Annotated in this window: 10 protein-coding genes; 5 read left to right on the forward strand and 5 right to left on the reverse strand. The window is 74.6% G+C overall.

Annotated elements, in window-relative coordinates; all coding sequences use genetic code 11:
- Positions 1 to 25: 25 nt before the first annotated feature.
- Positions 26 to 1,606 (reverse strand): right-handed parallel beta-helix repeat-containing protein, encoded by a 1,581-nt coding sequence (locus ACVMYR_RS11000; protein ID WP_457121763.1) that lies wholly within the window; start codon positions 1,604 to 1,606, stop codon positions 26 to 28.
- Positions 1,607 to 1,903: 297 nt separating this feature from the next.
- Here ACVMYR_RS11000 and ACVMYR_RS11005 point away from each other — a divergent pair, with 297 nt between their 5' ends.
- Positions 1,904 to 2,590, forward strand: a complete 687-nt coding sequence (locus tag ACVMYR_RS11005) for a TetR/AcrR family transcriptional regulator (protein ID WP_457121764.1) — start codon at positions 1,904 to 1,906, stop codon at positions 2,588 to 2,590.
- Positions 2,591 to 2,693: 103 nt separating this feature from the next.
- Positions 2,694 to 3,860 (forward strand): FAD-dependent oxidoreductase, encoded by a 1,167-nt coding sequence (locus ACVMYR_RS11010; protein WP_457121765.1) that lies wholly within the window; start codon positions 2,694 to 2,696, stop codon positions 3,858 to 3,860.
- A 77-nt stretch (positions 3,861 to 3,937) separates the two neighbouring features.
- On the opposite strand, the gene ACVMYR_RS11015 is transcribed toward ACVMYR_RS11010, so the two are convergent.
- On the reverse strand, positions 3,938 to 4,720 hold the full coding sequence (locus tag ACVMYR_RS11015) for an isocitrate lyase/PEP mutase family protein (RefSeq protein ID WP_091276833.1): 783 nt from the start codon (positions 4,718 to 4,720) through the stop codon (positions 3,938 to 3,940).
- A 213-nt stretch (positions 4,721 to 4,933) separates the two neighbouring features.
- Between ACVMYR_RS11015 and ACVMYR_RS11020 the strand changes: the two genes are divergently transcribed.
- A complete protein-coding gene (locus ACVMYR_RS11020; protein WP_457121766.1) occupies positions 4,934 to 5,533 on the forward strand; it encodes a TetR/AcrR family transcriptional regulator in 600 nt (199 codons plus the stop codon).
- Between the two features lie 39 nt (positions 5,534 to 5,572).
- Positions 5,573 to 7,795 carry an MMPL family transporter gene (locus tag ACVMYR_RS11025; RefSeq protein ID WP_457121767.1) on the forward strand — a complete coding sequence of 741 codons (2,223 nt, stop codon included), beginning with the start codon at positions 5,573 to 5,575 and terminating at the stop codon, positions 7,793 to 7,795.
- Positions 7,796 to 7,868: 73 nt separating this feature from the next.
- Here the strand turns inward: ACVMYR_RS11025 and ACVMYR_RS11030 are convergent, their stop codons facing one another.
- Positions 7,869 to 8,060 (reverse strand): DUF2795 domain-containing protein, encoded by a 192-nt coding sequence (locus ACVMYR_RS11030; protein WP_077938511.1) that lies wholly within the window; start codon positions 8,058 to 8,060, stop codon positions 7,869 to 7,871.
- 103 nt (positions 8,061 to 8,163) lie between these two features.
- Here ACVMYR_RS11030 and ACVMYR_RS11035 point away from each other — a divergent pair, with 103 nt between their 5' ends.
- Complete coding sequence (locus ACVMYR_RS11035) at positions 8,164 to 9,420, forward strand: erythromycin esterase family protein (RefSeq protein WP_457121768.1); 1,257 nt, start codon at positions 8,164 to 8,166, stop codon at positions 9,418 to 9,420.
- 3 nt (positions 9,421 to 9,423) lie between these two features.
- Here the strand turns inward: ACVMYR_RS11035 and erm are convergent, their stop codons facing one another.
- Complete coding sequence (erm, locus tag ACVMYR_RS11040) at positions 9,424 to 10,215, reverse strand: ErmE/ErmH/ErmO/ErmR family 23S rRNA (adenine(2058)-N(6))-methyltransferase (RefSeq protein ID WP_077938509.1); 792 nt, start codon at positions 10,213 to 10,215, stop codon at positions 9,424 to 9,426.
- Between the two features lie 390 nt (positions 10,216 to 10,605).
- Positions 10,606 to 11,511, reverse strand: coding sequence for a Gfo/Idh/MocA family protein (locus ACVMYR_RS11045; protein WP_457122039.1), 906 nt, complete (start codon positions 11,509 to 11,511; stop codon positions 10,606 to 10,608).
- Positions 11,512 to 11,543: the final 32 nt, after the last annotated feature.

The following is an 11,543-nucleotide window of genomic DNA, read 5'->3' on the forward strand; positions in this document are numbered from 1 at the left end:
CGTGTCTGCGGCCTTCTCCTGTCGGCTAGAAGCGGGCGCCGACGTCGGCGCCGTTGGCCGGGCGCAGGAAGGTCGACGACGGGATCGAGCCGTCGGAGGTGCGCGGCCCGGTGATCGTGCCCGGGTCGGTGCTGGCCAGCGACCAGGTGCCGCCGATGTTCCACGAGTTGCCGCTGCCGGTGGAGGTCGAGCCCAGCGACGCGGCGGTGCCGTTGGCCACGGCGAGGTTCTTCGTCAGCGTGCTGCTGGACCGGCTGAAGTCGAAGCCGGTCCCCGGGTTGTTCCACGCGGTGCAGTGGTCGATGGTGTGCCGGCCGGGGTTGTTGTTGTCGATGAAGCCGCCGACGGCGTTGCCCCACGCCATGCTGTTGCGCACGGTGTGGTTGGCCGCCACGCCGTTGCCGCCCAGCTTGAAGCCGTTGCCGTCGCCGGTGTAGTCCGGCAGGTTCCAGCGGTTGAAGCCGTTGCCCCAGGCCAGGCTGTTCTCCAGCAGGATGGGCGACTCGAACATCCAGAAGTCCAGCCCGTCGTCGGAGTTGTTCCACAGCCGGGCGCCCCGCACCACGTTGCCGGTGCCGGAGCCCTCCTTGATGGCCAGGCCGTCGGCGCTCTCCCCGTTCTTACGGGGGTCACGGTTGCCGTACGAGTCGAGATTGACGACCTGGTTGTTGCTCGACGCGCCCTGGATCTGGATGCCCGACTCGTAGTTGTCCCGGGTCACCAGGCGGTCGAAGACGACGTTGTTGACGTCGAGCGCGAACACCGCGTACGGGCCGTGGACGATCTCCAGCCCGACGAGCCGCCACCAGTCGCCCTCGATGTGGATCGCGCCCCGCTCGGCGCGGGGGATGCTGCCGCCCACCGGCGCGGGGGTGTGCGGCATGTTCTCGCCGTCGATGACCACCCGCTCGGCGCCGTAGTTGCGCATGGTGATCGGCTGGCTCGACGTGCCGTTCTTGAGCAGCTGGAGGTTGGTGCTCGGGGCGTACGTGCCGCCGCGCAGGTAGATGGTGTGGCCGGGTTGGGCGAGGTCGACCGCGCGCTGGATGCTGCGCAGCGGGGCGGCCAGGGTGCCCGGGTTGCCGTCGTCGCCGTTGGTGGCCACGTAGAGCGCGTTCGTCGCCGGGGGCGGCGTCGTGGTGCCCGCGTCGACGTCGAGGTAGTCCACGTTGGGCAGGCCGGCCGAGACGGTCGGGGTGAGCCGGACGGTGTTGCTGCCGGCGGTCAGGTTCACCGACACCGTCCTGGTCACCCACGTACTCCAGGCGCCGGTGCCCTCGAACGCGAGGTTCTGCACGGTCGCGCCGTTGACGACCAGGTCCGCCGACCGGACCGTCGTGGCGCCGTTGGCGAACCGGATCTGCACCGTCGCCGCGCCGGCAGCGGCGGCGGTCACCGTGAACTGGGCGTACGCGCCGACGGCGTTGGTGGCGTTGCAGAAGCCGCTGCCGGAGTAGCCGGCCCAGTCCGCGTCGACGGTGCCGGTGCACACCGCCGGGGAGGTCTCGGCCTCGTACCGGACGGGGGCGGCCTGCGCCGCCTGGGGTAGCACGACGAGCGCGCCGGCCAGCAGGCCGGTCGCGGCGATCATGGAGCTGAGGCGCATGGGGGTCTCCAGGGGATCGAACTGGTCGTGGGACGGGATGCCCGGGGTCGGCCGGCCGGGCGCACGGCCGGCGCGCCGTCGATCGACAGCGTGCGGCCGGGGCGCAGGCGTGGCCGGTGCCGGCGTCGCCCGGAGACACCAGAACTGGAAAGCGCTTTCCACGTGGAGGATGCCAAAGCTCATCAATGAAAGCAAGGCTTCCGGCCCGCACCGCCCGCACCGTCGCGGACCGGCCGGGACGGCCCGTCGCGGGGACGCCCTTGCCAGTCGACGAACACGTTCGTTACGATCGCGTTCATGAGCCCTCGGCGCGTTCCCGTGAGTCGCCGCGACCGCCCCGCCAAGCCGCCACTGAGCAGGGACGGCGTGGTGAGCGTCGCCCTGCGCGTCATGCGCGAGGAGGGCCTGGAGCGGGTCACCATGCGCCGGCTGGCGGCGGAGCTCGACACCGGCCCGGCGTCGCTGTACGTCTACGTCGACAACCTGGCCGAGATGCACGCCGCCCTGCTCGACGCGCTGATCGCGGACCTTCCGCTGCCGTCCGGCGACGACGCCGGGTGCTGGCGCGAGGACGTGATCGGCCTGCTCGACGCGTACACCCGGATCCTGATGGGTCATCCGGGCCTGGCCCGGTCGGCGCTGGTGCTGCGCCCCTCCGGGCCGCACTACCTGCGGCTGGTCGATGCGGTGCTGGGCCTGCTGCACGCGGGCGGCATCCCCGTGCGGCAGGCGGCGTGGGGCGTCGACCTGCTGCTGCAGCACGCCACGGCCACGGCCGCCGAACAGGGCACCCGGGACGGGTCGGCCGACGCCGACGGCGAGGTACGCCAGCAGGTGTCGGCCGTGCGCGACGCCGATCCGGGCGACCACCCCCACCTGCACCGCGCCCGCGACGAGCTGTTCTCCGGCACCGGCGAACAGCGGGCGCGGTGGGCGTTCAGCACCCTGCTCGACGGCCTCGCCGCCGGCCGGGGCGGCGACTGACCTCCCCCGGCCGCACGGCGGCTTTCCATGCCCGCGTCGAACGCGTTCGTCAAGAACTCGTTCGTCGGCCCGAACCGGCAGCACCCACACCTGAAGGAGACCCGTGCGCACACCAGCGATCGGCATCGTCGGCGGCGGACTGGGCGGCCTCACGCTCGCCCGCGTCCTGCACGTCCACGGCATCCCCGCCACCGTCTACGAGCGGGATGCCGCACCGGACGCCCGCACCCAGGGCGGCATGCTCGACATCCACCAGCACAACGGCCAGGTCGCCCTGCGGGCCGCCGGCCTGCACGAGCAGTTCCTGCGCCTCGTCCACCCCGGCGGGCAGGCCGTGCGGGTGCTCGACCGGCACGGCACCGCGCACCTGGACGAGGCCGACGAGGGCGACGGCGACCGCCCCGAGGTCAACCGGGGCCACCTGCGCCAGCTGCTGCTGGACTCCCTGCCCGAGGGCACCGTCCGCTGGGGCGGCAGGGTCACGGCCGCCCGCCCCCTCGGCGACGGGCGGCACGAGCTGACCCTCGCCGACGGCGGGACCGCCACCACCGATCTGCTCGTGGGCGCCGACGGCGCCTGGTCCCGGATCCGACCGCTGGTCTCCGCCGCCGCGCCCACGTACTCCGGGTTGTCGTTCGTCGAGGCCACCCTGCACGACGCCGACCGCCGGCACCCCGCGCAGGCCACGCTCGTCGGGTCCGGCATGCTGTTCGCCCTCGGCCCCGGCAAGGGCTTCCTGGCCCACCGGGAGCCCGACGGCAGCCTGCACGTCTACGTCGCCCTGCGGCTGTCCGAGGACCGGCTCGCCAGCGTCGACCACGCCGGCGCGGTCCCGGGGCACGAGCGGCCGGGCGACGGCCCCGCCCGGTCCTTCCTGCTCGACCAGTTCGCCGGCTGGGCGCCCGAGCTGCGGGCACTGATCGCCGACGCCGACGGCCCCCTGGTCCCGCGTGCCATCCACGCGCTGCCGGTCGGGCACCGCTGGGACCGGGTGCCCGGCGTCACCCTGCTCGGCGACGCCGCCCACCTCATGTCGCCCTTCGCCGGGGAGGGCGCCAACCTCGCCATGCTCGACGGCGCCGAACTCGGCCGGGCCCTCGCCGCCCACCCCGACGACGTCGAGACCGCGCTGGCCGCGTACGAGCGGGCGCTGTTCCCCCGCGCCGAGGAAGCCGCCCGGGAGGCCGCCGCGAACCTGGAGATCTGCTTCCGCGACGACGCACCGCACGGCCTCGTCGACCGCTTCGCCGCGTACGCCGAGGCCCGCTGACGGCTGCCGGAACGAGTCGGCCGGCCGGTTAGGAAGGGGCCCTTCCTATACCGAAAGCGTTAACAGGGGGCCCTTCCTTACGCGTACGGGTTGGCGCCGGAGCGGACGGCGTCGAGCAGGCCGGCGATCCGCGCCTGACTGACCCGGTACGGGCCGGGGCCGAAGCTGACCCGGGCCACGCCCAGCCCGGCCAGCTCGGCCAGGCTCGGCCCGCCCGGCTTGAAGCCGACGTTCACCGGGGCGTCCACGGCTGACACGAGTTCCGCGATCCGCTCCGGCTCGGCGAGGAAGATCGGGTAGACGCAGTCCGCCCCCGCGGCCCGGTAGAGCCGCCCCCGACGGATCGCCTCGGCGGTGCGGCCGTCCGGGTCGCCGGCACCGCGCAGGTAGAGGTCGATGCGGGCGTTGAGCACCAGCGGCACCCCGGCCGCGTCGGCCGCCGCCCGCACGGCGGCCAGCAGGTCGGCCTGCTCCTCGGCGTCGTACAGCGCGCCGGTGCGCGGGTCGGAGTCCTCCAGGTTGCACCCGACGACCCCGGCGGCGAGCATCCGCTCGACCAGCTCGGCGGGGCTCAGGCCGTACCCCCGCTCCAGGTCGGCGGTGACCGGGACGGGCACCGCGCGCACCATCCGGGCGACGGCGGCGAACATCTCCTCGACCGGGGTGGCCTCGCCGTCGGCGTACCCGAGGGACTCGGCGACGGCGGCGCTGCTGGTGGCGACGGCCGCGAAGCCGGCCGCGACGACCGCCCGGGCGGAGCCGGCGTCCCAGGCGTTGGGCAGCACCAGCGGGTCGCCGGACTTGTGCAGGGCGCGCAGCGCGTCCGCGTGCTCGACGGAGGTCGATGGGTTCTCGGTCATCCCCGCATCATGGCACCCGGGGGGCGGTACCGGTTCTTCGAGCGGGCCGTGTCCGGCGTCGCTGCCGGCCGGTTCCTGGTCCGGCCCCGGCCGGCTCCTGGTCCTGTCGCGAAGGCGGGCAGCGCTGTGGCCAACGCCACCCGATTCCTCTGACCGATCGGTCAGGGTCTGACCGATCGGTCAGGCATGCTGGTGGGCGGGAGGTGGCCGGGCATGGCACGGGCGGTACCGGAGACACACGCGGAGATCCTCGCGGCGGCGGGGCGGCGGTTCGCCGTCACCGGCTACAAGGGCACCTCACTGCAGGACATCGCCCGCGAGGTCGGCGTCTCGAAGGCCACCGTGCTCTACCACTTCGCCAACAAGGAGGCCCTGCTCAGCGAGCTGATGGCCCCGGAGCTGGCGGCGGTGGTCGAGCTCGACGAGCGGATCGCGGGGCTCGGCGGCGACCGGGCCCAGCGGGTGGCCGCCGAGGGCTTCGTCGACCTCGCGGTGCGCTTCCGCCGGCAGATCGCGCTGCTGCGCGGCGAGTTCCCCGTGCTGCTCCAGCAGCCGGCCTTCGCGCACGTGCAGCAGATCTCCGAACGACTGGTCGCGGCGTTCGCCGGCCACTCGCCGCTCCCGGCCGCCCGGGTCGCGGCCCTGGTCGTGCTCGCCGGGATCGCCGAGACCTGCGGCGAGTTCGACGACCTCGACGACGACGAGCTGCGCGAGGCGTTGCTCGGCCTCGTCCGGCGCGCGCTGGTGCCCCCGGCCGACCCGCCGCCGCCCGGCAGCAGCTCCACCCAGGACGGCTCCACCACCACGGTTTGACCCACGACGACCCCACCCACGATCGAGGACAAGGATCTGATGGCGACCCTGTTGTACCGGCTCGGCCGGGCCTCACTACGCCACCGGCGGCTCGTCGCCGTCGTCTGGCTCGTCGTGCTCGTCGGCCTCGGCATCGCCGCGGCGACGCTGCGCGGCCCGACGGCGAGCAACTTCACCATGCCCGGCACCGAGTCCCAGCGCGCGATCGACCTGCTCGCCGAGCGGTTCCCGGCGGCCAGCGGGGCCACCGGCACCATCGCCGTCAAGGCACCGGCGGACGGTCAGCTCGCCACGCCCGAGGGGCAGGCCCTGGTCAAGCAGGTGACCCAGGAGGCGGCCACCCTGCCCGGGGTGGTCGGCGCGGTGGACCCGTACCAGTCCCAGGCGATCTCCCCCAACGGCCGGTACGCGCTGATCCAGGTGCAGTTCGCCGGCCGCGCCGACGACGTCACCGACGCCCAGCGCGACGCGTACGAGAAGGTGGGCGCGCAGGCCGAGGCGAAGGGCTGGCAGATCGCCCCGGGCGGCGAGGTGCTCGGCGGCGAGCCGGAGGTCGGCTCCACCGAGGCACTGGGCGTCCTCGTGGCGGCGATCGTCCTGGTCATCACGTTCGGGTCACTGGTCGCGGCCGGGATGACCATGCTCAACGCGCTGATCGGCGTCGGCGTCGGCATGGCCGGCCTGTTCGCGCTCTCCGGCACCATCGAGCTGACCAGCACCGCGCCGATCCTGGCCCTGATGCTCGGCCTCGCGGTCGGCATCGACTACTCGCTGTTCATCACCTCCCGCCACCGCCAGCACCTGATCGAGGGGCTCTCCCCCGAGGAGGCGGTCGGCCGCGCCGTCGGCACCGCCGGCTCCGCCGTGGTGTTCGCCGGGGCCACCGTGGTCATCGCGCTGGCCGGTCTCGCCGTGGTGGACATCCCGTTCCTCACCGTCATGGGCCTGGCCGCCGCCGGCACCGTGACCGTCGCCGTGCTGGTCGCCATCACCCTCGCCCCCGCGCTGCTCGGCTTCGCCGGTCACCGGGTCCTCCCCCGCCGGCTGCGCCGGGCCGGCAGCACCGCAGGCACCGCGCCGGCGAACGGGATGGCACCGGCCGAGGAGCCGACCGGTTCAGGAACCGCCGAGGACCGGTCCGGCTTCGGCTTCCGCTGGGCGCACCTGGTCACCCGGCTGCGCGTACCGGTGATCCTGGTGGCCCTGCTCGGTCTGGGCCTGCTCGCGGTGCCCGCCCCCGACATGCGGCTGGCCCTGCCGGACGCCAGCACCGCCGCCGCGGGCTCGCCAGCCCGGGTGAACAACGACCTGGTCCAGGAGGGCTTCGGCCCCGGCTTCACCGGCCGCCTCGCGGTGGTCGTCACGTCCGACTCCCCGCAGGCCACCGCCGCCGCGGCCCCGCAGGTCGCCAAGCTGGTCCAGGCCACGGACGGGGTGCTCGCGGTGGCGCCGCCGCAGACCGACCCGACCGGGCGGACCGCGCTGCTCGGGGTGATCCCCCGCAGCGGCCCGACCGACGAGGCCACCGAGGAGCTGGTGCACGACATCCGCCGCCAGGTCGCCGGCGTCGACGGGGCGGACGTGCTGCTGACCGGCGCGACCGCGATCGGCATCGACGTGTCGGAGAAGCTCTCGGACGCGCTGCCGGTCTACCTGCTGCTGGTCGTCGGCCTGTCGATCCTGCTGCTCATGCTGGTGTTCCGGTCGGTCCTGGTGCCGGTCAAGGCGGCGCTGGGCTTCCTGCTCACGGTCGCCGCGACGTTCGGCATCACGGTGGCCGTGTTCCAGGAGGGGACGCTGGCCGGGCTCGTCGGCCTCGACACCCCGGGGCCGCTGGTCAGCTTCCTGCCGATCCTGCTCATCGGCATCCTGTTCGGCCTGGCCATGGACTACGAGGTCTTCCTGGTCTCCCGGATGCGGGAGGACTACGTGCACGGCGACACCGCGCGCCAGGCCACGATCAACGGCATGGGCCACGGCGCGCGCGTCGTCACCGCCGCCGCGCTCATCATGATCTCGGTCTTCGGCGGGTTCGTGTTCCTCGACGATCCGGTGATCAAGTCGATGGGCTTCGCGCTCGCCGCCGGCGTCGCGATCGACGCCTTCGTGGTGCGGATGACCATCGTGCCGGCGGTGATGTCGCTGCTCAACACGGCGGCGTGGTGGATCCCGCGCTGGCTGGACAAGATCCTGCCCAACGTGGACGTCGAGGGCGAGGGCCTGCGCGCCCACCTGGCCGACAAGGAACCGGCCAAGGTCTGAGCTGTGCAAGGAGGGGCCCCCTGTTAACGCATTCTGTTGTACAGGGGGCCCCTGCAAACACCTGCGGGCACGCTCACGCGAGCGTGGTGAGCGCCTCGGTCAGCTCCGCCGCGGAGGAGAACTCCTCCGCCGGCAGCGCGTGCAGCATCTGCAACACCTCGGTGCTGGCCCCGTTCTCCTGCCCCCAGCGGACCAGGTCCTCCCGGGAGACCGGGTAGTCGAGCCCGGCCAGGTACTCCTGCAACTCCACCCCACTGACGGTCATGCCGGCCGGCTACCCGTTCGGCCCGTCTCCATGCCCCCGCGCGCCCCCGGCCGGGCGCGGGCGGCAGGCGGTTTGTCCCGGCGGGGGCCGGGTAGCCGCGGACATGCTGGTACAGCGGCTCGGCGCGCCGAGCGACTTCGATGGACTGCTGGACCGGATCCGGGGCGCCCGGATCGTGATGATCGGCGAGGCGACGCACGGCACCCACGACTACTACCGCCTCCGCGAGCAGCTGACCCGGCGGCTCATCGCCGAGCAGGGCTTCCGCTTCGTCGCCGTCGAGGGGGACTGGCCGGACTGCGAGCGCGTACACCGGTCGGTCACCGCCGCCCCCGGCGGGCTCGCCGACCCGCAGGCCGCGCTGGAGCGCTTCACCCGCTGGCCGACCTGGATGTGGTCCAACGCCGAGGTGGCGCGCTTCTGCCGCTGGCTGCGCGCCTGGAACCAGGAGCGCCCCCAGCAGCAGCGCGCCGGCTTCCACGGGCTGGACGTCTACAGCCTCTGGGAGTCCATGCAGGCGATCTTCGACTACCTGGGCGAGGAGGAGCCCGCCTCGCTGGAGGCCGCGCAGGAGGCGTACCGGTGCTTCGAGCCGTACGGACGGCGGATCGAGGAGTACGGGGCGGCCAGCCGGTTCGTCTCGGCCCGCTGCGAGGAGGAGGTGGTGCGGCTGTTGGCGCGTACCCGGGAACAGGCCACCGCGGACGGCCCGGACCGCTTCTCGGCCTGGCAGAACGCGGAGGTGGTGGCCGGCGCGGAGCGCTACTACCGGGCGATGATGGGCGGCGGTCCGCACTCGTGGAACGTCCGGGACATCCACATGGCGGACACCCTGGACCGGCTGCTGGACTTCCACGGCCCCAGCTCGCGGGGGATCGTGTGGGCGCACAACACCCACGTCGGCGACGCCCGGGCCACCGACATGGCCGCCGACGGGATGGTCAACATCGGCCAGCTCGCCCGCGAACGGCACGGCGCGGACGCCGTGGTGCTCGTCGGCTTCGGCAGCTACCGGGGCACGGTCGTCGCCGCGCCGCGCTGGGGCTCGCCGGCCGAGGAGATGGTGGTGCCGCCCGCCCGCCCCGGCTCGGTCGAGCGGCGGCTGCACGAGCTGCTGCCGGAGCGGGCGGTGCTGGTCTTCGGCGGCCCCGACCAGCCCGGCTGGGTCACCGAGGAGCACGACCACCGCGCGGTCGGCGTCGTGTACGACCCGAACTTCGAGTCGTGGGGCAACTACGTGCCGACCCGGCTGGGCGAGCGCTACGACGCGTTCGTCTGGTGCGACGAGACCCGGGGCGTGCGCCCGCTGCCGGCGCTCACCTCGTTCGGCGAGATGGAGACGTACCCGGCGGGGGTGTGACCCTCAGCGGAGCAGCCGGTGCAGGGTGATCCACTGCTCCGGCCAGACCTCGCCGGGCAGGGCGTCCCGGTCGAGGCGCACCGCGCGCAGCGCCGCGTCGACCCGGGCGCGGGGGCGGTGCCGGCTCAGCGAGGCCGCGACGCCGCCGCCGACCCCGCCGAACCCGACCTCCACCAACCGGCGGTACGCGGGCCACTCGCCGGGCGGCAGCAGCGGCTCGGCCCGCCGGTCGAGGCGCAGGATGCCGGCGTCGACGCGGGGCACCGGGCGGAACGCGGCGCGGGGCACGGTGCCGGCGAGCCGCCACGCGTACCCGGGCCAGGTCAGCACCGTCAGCCGGCTCCACCGGCCGGCGTGACCGGTGCGCTTGCGGGCGTACTCCAGTTGGGTGAGCAGGGTCGCCGAGCGCAGCCGGTCGGCCGCCAGGCACCAGCGGACCACGGCGGCCGTCAGCGACCAGGGGATGTTGCCGACGACCGCGAACGGCTCGGCGGGCGGGTCCGCCGCCAGGAAGTCGGCCCGGCGCAGGGTCACCCCGGGCAGGTCGGCACAGGTCACGGCCAGGTCCGCGGCGGCGACCGGGTCGATCTCGTACGCGACGAGCCGGCCGCACCGGGCGGCCAGCGCGCGGGTCAGCCGGCCCCGGCCGGCGCCCACCTCCAGCAGCAGGTCGCCGGGGCCGGGGCGGGCCGCCGCGACGACCCGCGCGACGGCGGCCGGGTCGGCGAGGAAGTTCTGGGACAGTACGCGACGGGACCGGTCGCGTTCGGTGGCACGGGTACGGCGGGGCGCCATGGGTCGTCGTCCTGTCTGTCGCCGGCGGCGACGGGCACGGACAGGCGGCCGGCGGGCAGCCGGCGGGTGGGCCTGTCCGGTCGGATGGGGACTCGGACGGCCCTCGGCGCGGGGGACGCGGGCGGCGTCAACCGCCCGGCGGCGATCAGGCGCGGGTGGCGTCCCGGCCGGCCGGGGCCGGACGCCGGACTCGCGGGCGGGCCACCAGCAGCGGGGCCCACGCGGCCGGCGAAGCGGCCACGTCGATCAGGGCGTGCGTGAACATGCGGGCAGAGTAGGCCGGGCGACCCCGGTCACGCGACCGATTTGCCGGCCACCCAGGCACACCCACCTCGGCCACCGGAGCGATGTCTACGACGTCCTGTGACGCACCGGGCTGCCGCAGCGGTCTCAGTCGGGCACGGTGACGGTGCGGCCCTCGGCGCGGGCGGTCTCGGCGGCGGCGAGGACGCCCACCACGTCGCGGCCGAACCGCACGTCGCACCGGTGGTCCCGGGTACCGGCGTCGATCTCCTCCAAAAGCTGGTCGATCGCCACCCCGAACGCGGTCAGCGAGCTGCCGTCGCCGGGCGGGACCGGCTCGACGCCGCTGTCGCCGTAGAAGGCGAACTCGGCCGTCACCGCCTCGGGCGGGGCGTCGAGGGTCAGCGAAACCGTGCTCGTCGCGCCGCCGGAGTGGGTGAGCAGCAGGTGGACCAGGCCACGCGGGCCGTCCATCGCGGCGACCCGGGTCACCGGGCCGAGCACCGGCAGGATGATGGACAGGGCGTGCGGGCCGATGTCCCACAGCGCGCCCCGGTCGCGACGCCAGCGGGAGCCGCCGTACGGGCTGCCGGGCTGGAAGATCGAGGCGAACCGGACCGCCCTGGCGGTGTGCCAGCCGCCCGCGGCGGCGGTCGAGGCGATGAAGCCGGCGATGTTCGGCTGGAAGCGGCTGGTGAAGAAGACCACGGAGGCGACGCCGGACTGCGCGGCGGCGGCGACCACCCGGTCGGCGTCGGCGACGGTCAGCGCCAGCGGCTTGTCCAGCAGCAGGTGCCGGCCGGCCGTGGCGGCCCGGACGGCGATGTCGGCCTGGACGTCCGGCGGCAGCGCCACGGCGACCGCGTCGCAGGCGTCGAGCAGCGCGTCGACCTCGGTGAACGCGGGCACCCCGTGCCGGCGGGCCAGCTCGGCGGCGCGGTCGGGGTCGCGGCCCCAGACGCCGGCCAACTCTGCGCGGGGGTGCGCGCCGATGCCCGCCGCGTGCGTCTCGGCCGCCCAGTGGCCGGTGCCGAACAAGCCGAACCGCAGCACGGTCCACCCCCGGTGTCCGTCGTCGGCGCCGG

The sequence above is a fragment of the Micromonospora sp. PTRAS2 genome (genome assembly GCF_054052245.1).